A 16,965-nucleotide genomic window follows, 5' to 3' on the forward strand; every position below is an offset into this window, starting at 1 on the left:
TATCTGTTTATTATTAAATCTATCAGTTCATAGTTAATTTAAAATACTTTATTTTATTTTCAGAAATTGTTATTTATGAAGAGTTTTGGATGGGAATTACAATAAAGTATAGGATGGAAAATGATTAATATAGTAATCATTGATGATAATAATATTTTAATTCGTGGACTTGAGGCTATTTTTAACCGCCATAAACGATGTGGTATTGTTGCTTCATTCCCTTTTATCGAACAAGCCATTACATGGAACCGACAGCAAAAGGCTAGCGTTATATTAATTAATAGTGATAACTGTCAATATGAATCACTAAAAACATTACAAACACTAAGGCGTACTCAGCCTGATGTCGGGATCATTATCTATAATATTCACCGCTATTATGCCTTTCTATTGAAAGCGCTTGATATTGGTATTCGTGGCATTTTAAGTGCAAAGATTGAAGCGGATGAGCTTGTTGAAGCCATACAGATAGTCAATGCACGCAGTAAAATTATTTCACCTGATATTGCACAAACCATAGCTTTAAAACGTATTGATCAGAACGAACAAGCTGATTTATATGATTTATTATCAACACGTGAGCTTGAAATCATGCTGTTTATTACCCAAGGTATTCCGATAAAGCAGATCGCTCAAATGTTGGAATTGAGTCCTAAAACAGTGAATACCTATCGATATAGAATGTTTGGTAAACTTAATATCCGTAGTGATGTAGAATTAACTCATATCGCTATCAGTAATGGGTTGATCGTAACCAAACAGGGTGTATCAGGGTGTCCGAACAGTTTGAACCAAAAGCTTTCTTAAAAACAGTGACTAATCAACCCGGTGTCTATCGTATGTATGACGCTGGGGGAACAGTGATTTATGTCGGTAAAGCAAAAGATCTCAAAAAACGTCTTTCCAGTTATTTCCGCGTCACAGTCAGTAGTCGCAAAACAGAGCAGTTAGTTAAGAACATTGCGTCTATTGATGTGACCGTTACGCATACTGAAACAGAAGCTTTGTTACTTGAGCATAATTACATTAAGCTTTACCAGCCTCGTTACAATGTTTTGCTGCGAGATGACAAATCATATCCTTATATCTTTTTGAGTAAAGAAACTCACCCTAGGTTGTCGATGCATCGTGGTGCAAAACATGCAAAAGGGGAGTATTTTGGACCATTCCCTAACTCTTATGCAGTAAGAGAAACGTTAGCTCTAATGCAGAAACTGTTTCCAATCAGGCAATGTGAAGACAGCGTTTATAAAAATCGTTCAAGGCCTTGTTTACAATATCAAATAGGGCGTTGTTTAGGTCCTTGTGTTCAAGGATTAGTCAGTGACGAAGAGTATGAGCAACAAGTTAATTACGTACGTTTATTTTTAACGGGTAAGGATCAGCAGGTTTTAACAGGGCTGATCGAACGAATGGAAAAAGCCAGTCAAGAACTGCGCTTTGAAGAAGCGGCACGCTTTCGTGATCAAATACAGGCGGTAAGAGCGGTTACTGAGCAACAATATGTTTCAGGTGATAGTGATGACCTTGATGTTATCGGTGTTGCTTTTGAGTCTGGGCTTGCTTGTATACATGTTTTATTTATTCGTCAAGGCAAAGTACTTGGAAGCCGCAGCTACTACCCTAAAATCCCTGCCGGTACTTTATTAGAAGAAGTAGTACAAACGTTTCTTGGGCAATTTTATTTACAAGGTAGTGAAAACCGTACATTACCGGGTGAGATTCTCTTGGATTTTGCTTTACCTGAAAAAGAATTATTGTCCGATTCATTATCACAGGTTGCTGGGCGAAAAATCCAAATTCAAACGCAGCCTAGGGGGGCAAGAGCTCGCTATCTAAAATTAGCGCGGACAAACGCCTCTACAGCATTGCTTACTAAGTTGGCTCAGCAATCAACAATTCATCAGCGTATGGCATCATTAGCGAAAATTGTTGAATTGGATTCTATATCACGTATGGAGTGCTTTGATATTTCACATACGATGGGGGAGCAAACAGTTGCTTCTTGTGTTGTTTTTGACAAAAACGGGCCAGTAAAGGCTGAGTATCGCCGCTATAACATAACAGGTATCACGCCAGGTGATGATTATGCGGCAATGCATCAGGTGTTAACGCGCCGTTATGGCAAGCACCTTGATGAAAGCAAAGTCCCTGATATTATTTTTATTGATGGTGGTAAAGGGCAATTAGGACAAGCAAAAGATGTTTTTGACTCGCTTAACGTGGATTGGGATAAAAATCGTCCATTATTAATTGGTGTTGCAAAAGGAAGTGACCGTAAAGCAGGTTTAGAAACACTTTTCTTTAAACCTGAAGGTGAAGGCATTGCGTTACCTCCTGATTCTCCTGCTTTACATGTGATCCAACATATTCGAGATGAATCGCATAATCACGCCATTACTGGTCATCGCCAGAGGCGTGCGAAGGTTAAAAATACCAGCGCCTTAGAATCGATAGAGGGTGTAGGGCCAAAACGTCGCCAAATGTTGTTAAAATATATGGGAGGCTTACAACCCTTAAAAAATGCAAGTATAGAAGAGATTGCAAAAGTGCCCTCGATCTCATACGCGCTCGCAGAAAAGATTTATAATGCATTGAAACAGTAGGTGTCTTAGGGCACCATACTTATAATATCCATTTTGGTCAAAAAGTTACTGAGTATGATGAAATTAAATATTCCTACGTGGTTGACCTTGTTTCGCGTCATCTTAATACCATTCTTTGTATTGGCTTTCTATCTACCTGTTAGCTGGGGGCCCTTTGTTTGTGCGTTGATTTTTGTTATCGCCGCAGTAACTGATTGGTTTGATGGCTATCTTGCAAGGTTGTGGAAGCAAACAACGAAATTTGGCGCTTTTCTTGATCCTGTTGCTGATAAAGTTATGGTGGCAACTGCATTAGTGTTGGTCACTGAGAGTTTTGATGTTTGGTATGTGACTTTACCTGCAGCAACCATGATTGCTCGTGAAATTATCATTTCATCACTTAGAGAGTGGATGGCAGAAATTGGCAAACGAAGCAGTGTTGCCGTTTCTTGGATTGGTAAATTTAAAACAACGGCTCAAATGATGTCATTAGTTGGTTTGTTATGGCGTCCAAGTTTACTGATTGAGAACCTTGCTATCGCATTATTGTACATTGCTGCCATCTTAACGTTCTGGTCAATGTATCAATATTTGAGGGCAGCATGGGGAGATTTGAGCGAAGCTTGATCGAAATGATTGAAAAAACAGCGAACGAACGGATTTAAACGATTTTTTTAAATAATTGTGTTGACTCAAAATGTGAAATCAGTAGAATGCAACGCATCGAACGGCAACGAGGTTTACGAAAAAAAATAAGTAAATCAGCCAGTTTGAAAAGCGAAAGCTTAAGGCGGGAATAGCTCAGTTGGTAGAGCACGACCTTGCCAAGGTCGGGGTCGCGAGTTCGAGTCTCGTTTCCCGCTCCAATCTCAGTAATGAGATTGAACAAGAAGGCGCGTTAGCAAAGCGGTTATGCACCGGATTGCAAATCCGTGTAGCTCGGTTCGACTCCGGGACGCGCCTCCAAAAATTTAGCCCAGGTGGTGAAATCGGTAGACACAAGGGATTTAAAATCCCTCGGCCTTTAGGCTGTGCGGGTTCAAGTCCCGCCCTGGGCACCAAATAAAACTTGACTGATAAATCAGTAAGTTAGGGAAAGAAAAAGCCACCTTCAAGGTGGCTTTTTTGCATCTGGAATTTGTCACTGAAAATCAAAAGTGGCGGCAGAATGGCGGCACCTTGGCGGCGCTGTTCATAATCACAGTATTGTTTTCAGGCATTTTCTCTCTTCAGAATAAGTGATGTTCATCGCATTTTATAAATTAAATCACTGAAAGTTGCTCATTGTGTGAGTGAGGGATCACCGCATCCAATAATTCAGTTTTAATAATGTATCGTGCCACGGACTCATGGCTAACAAAAGTAGTGCTGCAATTGATGTTTTGGCACTGATTATAATTTTCTTTGGTTTCGTTGGTGATATAGCGAGAGCTACGAATGCGTGTAGGTTCGTTACAAATGGGGCATTTCATCATGATCCGGTTACCTTTTGCCATGATGTTGATATTAAGTCTATTGTACTGATATTTTATCCAGTAGTCATTCTGGTTTTGTATGCTTATCAATCAGTCATTGCCATATCTGAAATTTTAACCTCTAATTCAAGCGCTGATGTAAAGCCACTGTCGCTTAATGAATGCGACACTTTTGTGAGTATCCACTCAGCATTATCTATTTCAGGTTTAAAACCTTGTACTTTAACTGGCATTTCGGGATAGATATCGGCGCGGCCTTTGGCCAATTGAATGGAGAATGACGCGACACCTCTTTGCATTTTTTCCCATGCGGTTTTTGCTGCTCGCTCTGCGTTCCCTTTATTTGCGTAGGTGTGGGATAGGGTTAGCGTATTGCCTTCCTCGCCAGCAAGGTAATCGCCTTGCGGTTCTGCGACTTTCGCCGGAGCTTTCTTTTTTGTTTTTCGTTTACGCTTAACTTTTACTTCTTCTTTTTTTTGTGGCTTTCGCGTATTTAGCCAGCTAGCCACAACGCCGGTATATGCGCTTCTATCTGCTAATGAAAAGCGGTACCCATCGCCAATTGAGCGCGTCAATAATAACGGGGGAATAGGACGCCCACTGGCAGTTTTACCACTGCCTTGCGGCATAAATAACAGTTGGCCATTTTTAATCGCGGCAATTGCGCCTTCCTGTTGGCCAAGTCGCGCCAGAAAAGAACCATCAGATTCATTGGTTTGGTCGATGTGGGCTAGCTTTATGTTGGCCAACTTATTTTCAATCATCGGCTCAACGTTATTTCGCTTAGCTATGGTTTTAATAATGTCACCAAGGCTTTTGTCGTGATACGAGATTTCACGTTTTACATTGAGTGATGATCGGAAATCCGCACTACGGCCACGAATGGTAATTTTATCGGGTGCGCCACTGTATTCAATTTCATCAACAGTGAATTTACCTTTAAATATTAACGGCTCGTTTTTCCAACCCAAATGCAGAGAGAGCACTTCGCCGCGTCTGGGCAACATCATTTTGCCGTCAGCATCATCTATCTCAATGTCCAGCTGGTCAGCTTCAAAGCCGCGATTGTCTGTCATGGTGAGTGACATTAGCCGGCCTTGCAGCCGATCATTGATATTGACATCACCGGCGGCGAGCACATATTGCGGTACCGATTCAATACCGGTCAGAAAAAAATCACTCATGACAGCAATCCTCCTAGTCCATTTGCGACGGAATCGGTCAGCGTATCCAGCTGCTCGCTGATATTGCCGAACATCTCAGCGAGTGATTCATCCACTCGCTTAAGCGTTAATGTAAACTCAATCTTTCTGGCTGCGCTGTCATGAAAGAAATCACTTTTGTTTTCACTCAAGCTTTCAATCACGTACATGCCGTAAATGGTACCGTCACCCCCAATAAATGACCACGCTTTACCGGTTTCTGCCATGGCCTGCAACATCAATAAGGAATATTTACCGCCAGTTAATTCAGGGTAAAGCGTACCAGATAGGGTCAACCCATCATTTGACGCGCCCATAAACTGGAAGCTTGGCCGTTTGCCGATGCGGTTGTTATAACCAAATCGAAATTGGTGCTCGCGTTGCATCCCCTGAAATGGCGTGGTGCGTAACTCAAACACGAATAAACCGAGTGCTGCCATGGCCATAATTAAAAGTCCTCACTGTCGCGGTAGTTGCTACGCTGTGCGGCTTGCTGGCGTCGATAATAAGCGTCAATTTGTCGCGCCACCTCTTGCCCGATATCTTGTGCCGACTGGGTTGGTTGCGGGTAGATGTTGATCACGGGCGCGGGTACCGGTTTTGATGACGGCGCGCTTTGTTTCATACCGGCATTAACCGCGTAGGGGTGAATAGGTTTTGCGCTGACCGGTTGTGATAATGTGCCGAGTGTCATTGCTGCCGCCATGGCCATTGCCGCAGTATTGCGCCGACTGGTTACGCGAGCAGGCCCTTCGACAATTTCAGCGCCACGCTCGCCGACAATACCAAATTGGCCACGCGGTATGATGCCGCCACTATCAAACATACCGGCGCTCTTCATTCCAGCTTGGATCACTGTAACCTGATTGGATGCGCGCATTGCGAGGGTTTCATCGGATAGCATCCAGTCAGGCATTAAATCCGTGACCATTTTCTTGATTTCAGCAAATTGGGCTTTTAAGGCTTCCCATTTTTCAAGAATGCCATTTTTTAAACTATCAATGATCAAACCACCCACTTGTTTAAAGTTTTCAGGGAGGTTTTTGACGTCATTAACGATTTCATCCCATTTATCTGAAATGGTTTTTTTAATGGTTGTCCACATTTTCAAGGTGACAGCGACAATGCTATCCCAATGTTTGTAAATTAAACCAACGGTTGTCCAGTTTAAAATAAAGTTTTTTGTCCATTCCCAAAACTGGGAAAAGGTTTGTTTGACGGCATCCCACACCACATTTGCATAGTGCGTGATTTTGTCCCAATGTTGGTAAATTAAGCCCGGTGTTGTCCAGTTAAGAATAAAGGCTTTTGTCCACTCCCAAAACTGGGAAAAGGTTTGTTTAACCGCTTCCCAAATAGTATTGGCATAGCCGGTTATTTTATCCCAGTAGGGCGCGATCAAACCGACGATAGTCCATTTCATTAAAAAGCTTTTTATCCAGTTCCACGCAGCGGAAAAAAGCTGCGCTACTTTATCCCACAATTTTTTGACGTACGGCGCAATATTGCCCCAATATTTATAAATAAGATAAGCCGCTGCCGCGATGGCGGTAATAATTAAAATAATGGGATTGGCTAGCAAAATCCGGCTAAGACACATAAAAGCCGAGCCAACTAATTTTAGTGGCTTGAGAAGTAAGGATAAAAAGCCGCTTCCTTTAATACCGAGTACGGATAAACTGAGTTTAGCCATGGCTAATGGTCCTAGCATGGCTGCAACCATCAATGACACACCACCAAGAACGGTAAGAACTGCGCCTAAACCTAAAGTAACAGCAGCAGTCCATTTGACTATTTCAGGATTTTGCTTAGCCCAATCGCCGACTTTACGTGTGATTTCAGTTACTTGATTAGTTATATCACGCAACGGCTGGCGAATGTCATCATAGATAGTGATCGCTACATCTTCAAATGCGGACACCATGTTACGAATATCACCATCAAGGTTATTGGCTTTTGTTGTAGCGACTTGGCTTGCTGTGTCTTTTTGATTTTGAATTTGTTTTATATATGCATCAATTCGTTTTTCAGGATCAATTTCACCCTGCTTGTCTAAAAGCTCTAAAATTGCCGATGAGGATTCGACCCCAAAAAGATCTTTAACCAATGCAATTTTTTTTACGTTACCTTTTCCGCTAATCCCTAATTTTGAAAATGAACGTTCAATATCAGATAGAATTTGTGGCATTTCTTTCATTTGGCCTTTGCTATCTGCAATAGAAATTCCTAATTTCTTTAGTGCTTCTCGGGCAGCTTTTGGTTGTGATGCCAACCTTAATAACGCCATTCGTAGTGATGTACCGGCTTGTGAACCCTGAATGCCCACGTTACCTAACAAGCCAACTGTTGCGACCATAGATTCAAAGTCTTGTCCAGCAGCCTGAGCAGCAGGACCAACATATTTCATCGTTTCACCCAACATGCGTAAATCGGTATTGGATGTTGTAAAACCAAATGTCAGCACGTCCGCAACCCGCTTCATTTCATCCGCAGGAATTTTGTAAGCACTTTGAATGTTTGATGCGATATCAGCAACTTCAGCGAGTGAATCATCCATACCCGCGGCCTTGGCTAAGTCCAACATGGAAGGGATGGATTTTTTAATTTTATCAGGGTCATAACCTGCCATAGCAAGAAAACCCATACCGCCGGCCACATCATTAGCGGTAAAGCTGGTTGTTGCTCCTAACTGCCTAGCCTGCTCAGTGAGTGCTTTTAATTCGGGGGAATTATTATCTAGCCGTGTTAACGCTTGGACACCAGACATGCCTTTTTCAAAATCAAACCCTGCGCCTAATGTTTTTTTAGCGCCGTATAACACACTCACACCGGTAGCCGTCATTGCTGCACCATTACCCGCAATTTTATTACGTGTGTCCATGGTTGATTGATAGCTACTACGCGCATTGGCCATGCGCCGCTCTTGCTCGGCACTGCGTTTTAATTGTAGCTCTTGGCGCTGTAATTGTTGGGTTGTGCGTGAAATATCACTATTTAATTTGCGTTGCGCTTGGCCAAGTTGATTGGTTGAAATACCACTGGCTTGCAGCTCGCTACGCTGTCGCTGTACTGATTGCTGCAATTCCCCAAACTTATTTTTTAATTGCGAGGCTTCGCGTTGCGCTTTTCTTAGTGCCTCGGCCTGTTTTCGAGTGGGGCTTTCGGTGGCGTTGAGTTCACGCGCTAGAGCTGCCGCACGTTGTGTTGCGGCTTGATAGGCTTGCTGGGTTTCAACAAGTTGTATTTTTGCTTTGCGAAAGCCTTCAATTTGACCAGCTTGGCGATTGAGATTTTTTATCGCTTCACGAGACTGGCGAATAGCACCCGCCAGTTTCTTATTTGACTCTTGTGCGCTACGAAATGGCCTTGTCAATTTATCGACGGCGTTTAGCACAACTTGTAAACGTAGATTTTTACTCATCACTATGTCCGCTTCGTTTGTATGCGCGATAACGCCATTCTAATAATTCAATCAGGCTCATTTCGGCGGTGGCAGAAGGTGTCCAATGAAAAATGGTGGCAATGTCTGCAACCAAATCATCAACGGTTAATCGTTCTGGTAATCCGTGCGCATCGAGTTCGGTAGCAAAAAATTAACCACCTCAATCGATAACAAAACCAAATCAGCAGGGTTCATGGCCATGATCTCGGGCTTGGTTAACGGCGGCGTGGTGATGCGAGGTAGCACCTCAGTCATGGATAAAACATCCATATCCATCAGCGCTTGTAAGCGCACACCGCGTAACGCGCCAGTGTTAGGTTTACGCACGACAATTTCAGTCAATTCAGACTCACCACGTTTAATCGGCTCATCCAGTTTTACAGAGGCTTGTGTTTTTTTTACTTCGTCAGTCATGATAATTTCCATTACAGGCCAATAGCGGCGCGTTGTTCAGCAAGACGGTCTACGCCGTCAACGATTTCGATCATGTTGATAATGTCTATTTCAACTAGCGGTGAACCATCCCAAATCAGTTTGTAGTAGGTTGATTTGAAACTGAATTTAACTTGGGTGTTTTCGCCTTGCTTGGCATTACCGGCGTCGATTTCAGACAGAAAGCCGCGCAATACCACCTCACAGGCATTGACCTCGCCGGTATCTTCACGTTGATAAGCGCCAGCGAAACGCAGCATCACGCCATCGACCTCAGAGATACCCCACTGTTTATAAATTTGCGCTTCGATACCGCCCAAGGTGATTTCGCTATCTAACGCGCCATCGTCTAAGCCCATGCGAATATTCACCGCGCCCTGCATACCGGCGCCGCGATAGGTTTCTAATTTACGGGTGATTTTGGGCAGCGTGATCTCTTCGGCAATACCTTGCCAGTTGTCGCCATCGACAAACAAATTCATGCTTTTTAATTTGCGTGGTAAAGCCATGGTTACCCCTTAATATTTGATGCAAAGTCCATCAAGTAGCGATCGGTGATGCGCTGACGGAATGAGATATTTTCGGCAGGTGGTACCGGTGTGTAGTCATAATCAATGGCTAATTTGCCGTCTTTTAATTCATCTTTGCCATTAGCATCGGGATCAAACCAGCATTGCCCACCCAGCAAATAGCCGTTGGTGACTAAATCGCGCATTTTGGCATTGATGCCTTCGATAATGTCTTTAACCAGCGTTGGGGTCATTGGCTTATCGACTGCCCACATGTGCGCCTCTGCCATTGTATCTGCGAGCACTTGCGCGGTACGGGTATAGTTTTCAAAGGCGAATAGCGGATCATCGGAGCAGGTACGGGAACCCCAAAAGCGAAAGCCATCTTCACGAATTAATGTGGTGACTTCGTTTTCATTGAGCAAGCCGGCATCGGTGGCGGGGTTTTGCAAATCCCAAGAGATATCCGCAGAGATACCGGTGACGCCATTAACACCAACGTTTGAAAGCGTTTTATGCCAGCCAATATCCTGATCAATCTTCGCGCGCAAACCTAGCGCACGAGCGGTGGCGTAAGCGATAGATTCGGAATTGGTGACGGTGTCCCATGAGACAAAATCAGGGTGGATCACCATCAATTCGCGTTGATTGAAGTTTTTGCGGTAGTCGAGGGCTTGAGAAATAGTTTTACAACCGTACGCGCTGACGTAAGCAAATGCGCGCAGCTCTTGCGCTATTGATGCCAGTTTAGTGGCAACGGCTTGTGTGTCGTGAGCCGGCACACCAATAATACGTGGTTTAACGCCAGTGTGATTTTTGGCGGTAAGCAGTGCCTGTAAACCAGTTTTCTGACCTGTGTCAGAGGTGCCGCCAATAATATTTGAGGTGGTTTCGGCTTCGGTTTCGCCTTGTTCAACACGAACAACAACGGTGACCGGTGCGGTTTGGTCAGCGATTGCGGTCAATGAATGCGACAACGTGCCCGTTTTACCGGCTTTGCCAATGGCTGTGCGAATATCGGTAATCAATACCGGCTTGTTAAGTGGGAATACCGTTGCATCGGCATCGTCGGCGGTACATACCATGCCAACAATGGCTGTGCTAACAGTGCGAATAGGGCGAGTGCCGTCGTTGATTTCAACAACGCGTACGCCGTGGTGATAATCTTGCGCCATAAAAGAAGCTCCTTTTGGTGGTAGCTTCTATGGTGTTATTGATATTGAATGTTGTCGCGGGGTTGGTGTTGTATGGGGGAAGGGTACAACAAAGCTATTGTAAACTATTTATTGCCACATCTTAATAAGATCATTCACTTTAGATTATCAACAATAAATTTCTTCATTGTTTTTTCATCTGGAATTAGAATTGGTTCATATCCAAAAAAATATTCATCTCTTAGTAAACACATAAATTCATTTATTATTCTTACGTGTTTTTGGGCATTTGTTTTGATTGAGTTTTTATTTTTATCTCTAAGATATAGAATTCTACTTGCTTTCATTAAATATTGATTACAGAAATAAGCTATTCTATTTTTGCTTTTTGAAAAAGCTCTGTTGTCGGGCTCATCACATAATGATTTAAATGTACTAAGTATGTTTTCAGTTGCTTCATATGGATATATGACATTTTTTTTGTCTGCCTTGAATGGATGGGCAAATATTGTATTTCTGAGATCTTCAACATTACTTTCCTTTATTTTTTGGTATAGTTCAGACAATGCACTATAGCCAGCCTCAACACTTTTATTCTTTAGTAATCTTTCTTTAAGTGCTATATCCCTAGGTTCATCAGAATATATGTCGACTAATGCTTCTTTTAGTTTAGCGTATTGTATAATGATTCCCTGAGCAAATGGTTCATTCATAGCTAAATAGATATTCTTTTCTCTTTCATGGATTAGTGCTTTTTTATGTTCATCAAAGTAAGAGAACGTATTTGCTATATTGATCATTGATTGGTATATGTAACTTAATGCCACATACCTGTGGACGTAAAACTTATATTTTTGCCTATATAACCTTAGTGTTTTTTCATGCCTTTTTTCATCAATTTGTTTCAACACTTCAAAGGTATCTTTATCTTCAAAAGCTGAAAATCTTATCATTACTTCAAGAAAAAAATTTTCTTTATCAGGCTGCTTCATTAGCTATCTCAATATTCTATTAAAATCAGTTGGTTATAATATCACGCTTTATTGATATAAAACGTGAGTATAGAGAACCAATGATTAAACTAAAATACTTATCTATTGTCACTAATAATGGGCTTTTGTGGCCAATCAATGTCTGGCGCTGTTGAAGTATCAACACGATTTAATAGAACGCGGTATTTTTTCCAGTCTTTCAATTTACTTTCATAATCATCGTCATCAAGTCCGACTTCGATAGAATCTTGCAAATAGGTGATTGTGCTATTAGCTTCATCAAGTCGCTGTGCTTTTTCTTGCTCGGCTTCAGCAACTAATGCCGCTTTTTGCGCTTCAATATCTGTGACCCACTTTTTACCGTCCCATTTATCAAACTCCGTTTTTGGCTCTAACAACGTTAAATTTGCTGGCAAATCACCGATAAAATCAACCTCTATCGGCTGGCGTGTTTCTGTGCTGTAGGCCGTTTTGCCACGATGGTCCGTAACATGAAGCCATGATTTTTCATCAGCGCTGCGAACAATCGCAGTATCGTCTTTTTCGGGTAATGGTGGAGCATCTAAATAAGCGCCAGCAGGTAAACCACCGCCGATGGTGATATGCTCCATCGTCGCGCCGATATATTCACGAGTTACTTCATTGATGTAATAGGTTTTTACCCATCCAGTTTTTGATACATAGCCATCTTGGCCGATTTCACCTTGAGTAATTTCTAAATTATATTTGTTCATTATGCTGCTCTCACGATATATAAAAATGCGATGTTACGAGGACGGTTTTCATTTGCGGTAGGGACAACGTTAGATGCCTTGAAATTTAATTTAAATTGGTCTTTACCTGAGCCATTCGGTGACATGCCATAATCAACAACAGTTCTACCGCCAAAAGCACCACTGCCGCTCAGATTAATCCCCTGAATCTCTCCGGCAATATCTCTTATCGCGTCACTTTGTGCAGATAAGACAGTACGACCGCTATCAACATTACGACCTGCATCTAGACCACGTATAAATTCACTACGCAAGTCAGGTAAAATGCCTGACGGGTAAGCTTGCGCTAACAGCGGATAGGTTGTTTTATTGAATGATTGGCCGTTGCAAATTAAATAACCGGCTGGGGCTGTTGCTTGAGGCCACGGTAAAGGAACACCAACTTGACAATCGCTTAATGCTGATGATGAGCCAGAAACTTTTAAATTACCGTTTCGGTCTGCTGCGGCACTTCTATCTGTCCATAGCGTATATGTAAAAAACGCATTTGGATTTCCACCGATGACTCTAACCCCTGCACCCTGATAATGTGCTGATATTGCAGTATATGTATCTCCAGCCTTAAAGTATGCTGTTGCTGAGTATTGATAATGATTGGGGGTAACTGCGCTATCATTTCTAAACACTTGGGTTGGTGTTGCCTTATTTTTTAGAAACGACTCATACGCTTCAGTAGTCGGGAGCCAATTTGAAGATACAACCCCTCCCCAACCATAGTCGCCAACTAGCATAGCTGTGCCTGACTTATTTGGTATGGTGACTACATTTTTATTCCCACCGCCACTTAATCGGTCAACGATGGTTAATAGGGATTTATCATCGACAGGATTAGTTTCTAATCTGACATAACTTGAATCTAAACGCGCCATGTTAATGCCGGTATAGTCACCAGTTCCATTCACTGACAATGAAGAGTTTTTAATAGTGACACTACCCGTTATTACCCCGCCCGTTTTATCAAACTTTGACCCAAGGCCGTTATTGAGTGCTGTATTGGTAGCGTAATCACCAGCAGGTTGATAATTACCCGCCGGTGCATAGTTACCTTTGGGTTGAAACCGAGTATCAGATTCATCTTTACCGTATGCACCAACATCACTGGCAGTTAAATTGATATCCGCACTTAATGGTTTGTTGTTAACTTTGCGAGTACTGGGAACGCGGTTGTTCGCATTGTTATTCGCATTCGTTGCGTTAGTGTTTGCGGTAGTCGCGGTTGTTTGTGCATTGGTTGCACGCTGATTAATTTCAGTCGCTAATTTAGGGGTGATCGCCTTTGTATTATCAGCACTCAACGTGTCGGCAAGCTGCACAAGACCTTTAGCCGTGATGGTTGCATCAGGATGTTTGCGGCTTTTTTCGTGCTCTTCAATGCTTTTTTTTACTGAATCATCAACATAATCACGGGTGGCAAGTACCACCGATGGATCAATTTTTAATGTCACTGACTCGGTATGGCTGACAATTAATACCATTCTAATAGCTTGCGTGCGTCCTGAGCCTTCTTCTAATTGAGGTTTATAGGTTTCAGGGCAGTTTGCCACGGCAATCAAATTACCCGTTTTATCAAACAAACCGATTTCACGTATCCACCAACCGCCGTCTTTTTCAGGGATAATTTGCTCTGCAACAATTTGGTTTTTATTTTTCTCATCAATAAACAGCGTATTAATGGCGGCTCGGCGCTGTTCTTTGATTAGCTTGGTTTGATTGGTGTCCGGTGTAGGTAATGAGCCGCCTCCATCACCCACGGCCATGTGGGTTAACTCAATTTTTGTGCCCAAGGCGGTTGCCTGAGCGAGTAAGTTCTCACCTAATTTAGTGAGCAGAGCAAAGTATTTCATTGTGGATTAATCCTCATTTCATCAATTAAGTGAACAGCAGCGCCGCGAACGTCGAGACCAGAAACCGAAATTAAAGGCGGGGTATAAGCGTAAACAGTGAGTGAATCACCGGTATAGCTAGATGCCCCGCAATAGAATTCACCGCGTGTTTCCAGTTGAATCGTTAGCCCAACTAAATGGCGGCTCGCCGGCTTGGCATCAAAAATTAGCGCCTCTAACTCTTGATACATTTCTTCGGTAATACCGGTTTCAAGAACACCGATATCAAGCCGAAACGTTCCTGGTGTTTCGTTGGTTTTCCACCACTCAACAACACGAATTAAATAACCGAGCGGTTCAACTACGCGGCGTAGTGCACCGATAGTGCCTTTGTGTTTATGAATAAACATTGCCGATTTAATCGCATCGCGCTTTGCTTTTTCCGTCCAGTCTTTATCCCATCGGTCTACACTGAACGCCCACGCCAGATACGGCAGCAAATGCACGGGGCATTTATCAGGGTTCCAAAGCTCACGAATTGGAATGGGTACTCGTTCGATTTGCGCGCAAGCTTCGGCGGCGGCGATTTCTAAGGCTGATGAACCGGTAGGCAGTAAACGATTATTCATCTGAACCACCTAGCGATACATTAATATTTGAGCAGTAACTGGCCTGTGTTTTGTCTAGCTTGATATCTGCAACTGGTTTTTTAATTTCAACATGTTGCACACCCTGCACATGCAGCGCTGCATAGATGGCGCTCAGCACAATGTCACGGCCTAACCGGTGTTGTTGGGTTGTGTAACGTTTTAATTGTGCCTCGGCAGCGGCGGTAATCGGTTCATATTCAGGCGAGGGATAGCAGTAGATCACCGCGTCGATTTCATAATTAACAATCGTTGCAGATTGCACAGTGACACGGTCAGCGACTGGCCTAACATCTTCATTGTTTAAAGCGGTTGTTACTTTTTCAATTAAATCCGCCGGTGCAGTGCCGTTCCCCTCGCGGGATAACACTGTTACGGTGACATAAGCTGGCGCAGGGCTGATCACCGAGGCATCCGCTACGCGACCATCGGCGCTACGGGCGTGATGTTCATAACTGCCAACAGGGCCTGCTACGCTAAGCCCTTCAAATGCACTTGGAATACGCACACGTAAATCAGCATCGGATTCGTAAACCGGTGGGATAGGGGGAACGGCATTAGGATCACCGGCTGATAACATTAAGCGCTTCACATTATTGTTAGCGGCAAGTTGATCTAAATCGCTACCAACGGCAAAAGCTACCATGCTAGCTCGCGCGGCCTCATTGATGCGCTGGCGTAATATCAGTTCACGATAGCTGTTTTCTTGTAATAGTTTTGTAAGCGGCTCCGATTCAAACGCTAACGTGCGAGCAATCGCGGCGCGTTGTTCTTCGGGCATTGCCGCAATTAAAGCATTTTTTCGTTCAGAAAAAATCAATTCGAATTCTAATGATTCGACAACATCCGGTGGCGGTAATTGGCTTAGATCAATCGTTGGCATGGCTTACCTCACGGGTACTGAAAAATTAAATGGTTGTTCAGTGCCGGAAAAGACACCGCTTAAGTCAACGACAATACTGGCAGGCGTTGGCGATGAAATAGTGAGTCGTTGAATTTGAATGCGCGGTTCCCATTGCAACAATGCGGTATAGCAAGCCGCCATTAGCCGTAACCGCAATGCGTTATTGTCTGGCTGGTCAATCAAGCGAAATAATAATGAGCCATATGAGCGCCGCGCGAGCCGGCTACCGATTGGAGTCACTAAAATATCGCGCACGGATTGGCGCACATGATCAATGTCGGTGATGTGTTGGCCACTTATTGCACTTAAGCCTAAATACTTCATTGTGGGTTACCTGTTGAGTCACCACCTGAGCGCACACCGCCATGAGTATGGGTATGCAATGTGATACCGTTTGAGTTTATTGCGCCGCCTCGGTGATTGAAATCACCAGTCATTTCGCCACCTTCTTGCACATTCAACGTGGCACAGGTGAGGTTGTCAGAACAAATAACCGTGGGTGTATTGAATTGGATTTGCTCACTGGCGTTAACGGTGACAACGGGTGCATTGGCGGTGATCTGCTCGCTGGCGTCAATCAATGCGGTTTTAATGCCAACGGCTTTTAAGGCGCCGGTAGCCGGTTCGTACTCAATCACTGCACCATCAGAGTAGGTCACATGGTTGGCGGTTAATGAATCGGTGGGCTCGTTATGTTCATCGGAAAAAATACCGGTCAACACTAAACCGGTGGTCAGCTCACCACCTATCGAAAAAATCACCACTTGCTCACCAACAGACGGCGCCCAAAGGTGACGCGCTGCACCGGCTCGTTGAGTTATCCACGGCAGCCAGTCAGTTTGTAAGTTTCCGGTTTGCACTCGACAGCCACGGTGAATATCGACATCAATCACAACGCCAGTGCGGATCAGGTTTCGGATTAAACGGAGTAACTCCGTATTTTTCGTGTTCGGGTTCATGGTGACAGCCTGCACGAAAACATGGCGTGAATGCATCGGCTTAGTGTTGTAAACCGTGGGCTTACAAC

At 43.5% G+C, this 16,965-nt stretch carries 18 protein-coding genes and 3 tRNA genes; 6 read left to right on the forward strand and 15 right to left on the reverse strand.

The window, feature by feature from the left end; translation table 11 throughout:
• Positions 1-120: 120 nt before the first annotated feature.
• The 6 genes from AC3Z9T_RS09820 to AC3Z9T_RS09845 all read left to right on the forward strand — a co-directional run bounded on the left by AC3Z9T_RS09820 (position 121) and on the right by AC3Z9T_RS09845 (position 3,646).
• The gene (locus tag AC3Z9T_RS09820) at positions 121-807 is read left to right on the forward strand and encodes a LuxR C-terminal-related transcriptional regulator (RefSeq protein WP_490125994.1); all 687 of its coding nucleotides are present in this window, start codon (positions 121-123) and stop codon (positions 805-807) included.
• The gene (uvrC, locus tag AC3Z9T_RS09825) at positions 774-2,606 is read left to right on the forward strand and encodes an excinuclease ABC subunit UvrC (protein ID WP_490125995.1); all 1,833 of its coding nucleotides are present in this window, start codon (positions 774-776) and stop codon (positions 2,604-2,606) included. The genes AC3Z9T_RS09820 and uvrC overlap by 34 nt, the downstream gene beginning before the upstream one ends.
• 57 nt (positions 2,607-2,663) lie before the next feature.
• Complete coding sequence (gene pgsA, locus AC3Z9T_RS09830) at positions 2,664-3,212, forward strand: CDP-diacylglycerol--glycerol-3-phosphate 3-phosphatidyltransferase (protein WP_490126268.1); 549 nt, start codon at positions 2,664-2,666, stop codon at positions 3,210-3,212.
• Positions 3,213-3,375: 163 nt separating this feature from the next.
• A tRNA-Gly gene (locus tag AC3Z9T_RS09835) sits at positions 3,376-3,451 on the forward strand.
• A 26-nt stretch (positions 3,452-3,477) separates the two neighbouring features.
• Positions 3,478-3,551, forward strand: a tRNA-Cys gene (locus AC3Z9T_RS09840).
• An 8-nt stretch (positions 3,552-3,559) separates the two neighbouring features.
• Positions 3,560-3,646, forward strand: a tRNA-Leu gene (locus AC3Z9T_RS09845).
• Positions 3,647-3,847: 201 nt separating this feature from the next.
• Here AC3Z9T_RS09845 and AC3Z9T_RS09850 read toward each other — a convergent pair.
• From AC3Z9T_RS09850 to AC3Z9T_RS09920, 15 genes are all read right to left on the reverse strand, one after another.
• Positions 3,848-4,060, reverse strand: coding sequence for an ogr/Delta-like zinc finger family protein (locus tag AC3Z9T_RS09850; RefSeq protein WP_490125996.1), 213 nt, complete (start codon positions 4,058-4,060; stop codon positions 3,848-3,850).
• An 86-nt stretch (positions 4,061-4,146) separates the two neighbouring features.
• Positions 4,147-5,244: a phage late control D family protein gene (locus tag AC3Z9T_RS09855; protein WP_490125997.1), complete on the reverse strand. Its 1,098-nt coding sequence runs from the start codon at positions 5,242-5,244 to the stop codon at positions 4,147-4,149.
• A complete protein-coding gene (locus AC3Z9T_RS09860) occupies positions 5,241-5,708 on the reverse strand; it encodes a phage tail protein (RefSeq protein ID WP_490125998.1) in 468 nt (155 codons plus the stop codon). The genes AC3Z9T_RS09855 and AC3Z9T_RS09860 overlap by 4 nt, the downstream gene beginning before the upstream one ends.
• A 2-nt stretch (positions 5,709-5,710) precedes the next feature.
• The gene (locus AC3Z9T_RS09865; RefSeq protein WP_490125999.1) at positions 5,711-8,683 is read right to left on the reverse strand and encodes a phage tail tape measure protein; all 2,973 of its coding nucleotides are present in this window, start codon (positions 8,681-8,683) and stop codon (positions 5,711-5,713) included.
• A complete protein-coding gene (locus AC3Z9T_RS09870; RefSeq protein ID WP_121875239.1) occupies positions 8,676-8,798 on the reverse strand; it encodes a GpE family phage tail protein in 123 nt (40 codons plus the stop codon). The genes AC3Z9T_RS09865 and AC3Z9T_RS09870 overlap by 8 nt, the downstream gene beginning before the upstream one ends.
• A gap of 11 nt (positions 8,799-8,809) precedes the next feature.
• Positions 8,810-9,118: a phage tail assembly protein gene (locus tag AC3Z9T_RS09875; protein ID WP_490126000.1), complete on the reverse strand. Its 309-nt coding sequence runs from the start codon at positions 9,116-9,118 to the stop codon at positions 8,810-8,812.
• Positions 9,119-9,129: 11 nt separating this feature from the next.
• Positions 9,130-9,645, reverse strand: a complete 516-nt coding sequence (locus AC3Z9T_RS09880) for a phage major tail tube protein (protein ID WP_474333513.1) — start codon at positions 9,643-9,645, stop codon at positions 9,130-9,132.
• Positions 9,646-9,647: 2 nt separating this feature from the next.
• Positions 9,648-10,820: a phage tail sheath protein gene (locus AC3Z9T_RS09885; protein ID WP_490126001.1), complete on the reverse strand. Its 1,173-nt coding sequence runs from the start codon at positions 10,818-10,820 to the stop codon at positions 9,648-9,650.
• Between the two features lie 134 nt (positions 10,821-10,954).
• Positions 10,955-11,791, reverse strand: coding sequence for a hypothetical protein (locus tag AC3Z9T_RS09890; RefSeq protein ID WP_490126002.1), 837 nt, complete (start codon positions 11,789-11,791; stop codon positions 10,955-10,957).
• 98 nt (positions 11,792-11,889) lie between these two features.
• Entirely contained in the window at positions 11,890-12,525 is a 636-nt protein-coding gene (locus tag AC3Z9T_RS09895) for a tail fiber assembly protein (protein WP_490126003.1), read from the reverse strand.
• Positions 12,525-14,408, reverse strand: a complete 1,884-nt coding sequence (locus tag AC3Z9T_RS09900; protein ID WP_490126004.1) for a phage tail-collar fiber domain-containing protein — start codon at positions 14,406-14,408, stop codon at positions 12,525-12,527. Before AC3Z9T_RS09900 ends, AC3Z9T_RS09895 begins: the two co-directional genes overlap by 1 nt.
• Entirely contained in the window at positions 14,405-15,016 is a 612-nt protein-coding gene (locus AC3Z9T_RS09905) for a phage tail protein I (protein ID WP_490126005.1), read from the reverse strand. The genes AC3Z9T_RS09900 and AC3Z9T_RS09905 overlap by 4 nt, the downstream gene beginning before the upstream one ends.
• Complete coding sequence (locus AC3Z9T_RS09910; RefSeq protein WP_490126006.1) at positions 15,009-15,917, reverse strand: baseplate assembly protein; 909 nt, start codon at positions 15,915-15,917, stop codon at positions 15,009-15,011. The genes AC3Z9T_RS09905 and AC3Z9T_RS09910 overlap by 8 nt, the downstream gene beginning before the upstream one ends.
• A gap of 3 nt (positions 15,918-15,920) precedes the next feature.
• Positions 15,921-16,262: a GPW/gp25 family protein gene (locus AC3Z9T_RS09915; RefSeq protein WP_490126007.1), complete on the reverse strand. Its 342-nt coding sequence runs from the start codon at positions 16,260-16,262 to the stop codon at positions 15,921-15,923.
• Complete coding sequence (locus tag AC3Z9T_RS09920) at positions 16,259-16,897, reverse strand: phage baseplate assembly protein V (RefSeq protein ID WP_490126008.1); 639 nt, start codon at positions 16,895-16,897, stop codon at positions 16,259-16,261. The genes AC3Z9T_RS09915 and AC3Z9T_RS09920 overlap by 4 nt, the downstream gene beginning before the upstream one ends.
• Positions 16,898-16,965: the final 68 nt, after the last annotated feature.

It is taken from the genome of Providencia sp. 6390 (assembly GCF_058148425.1).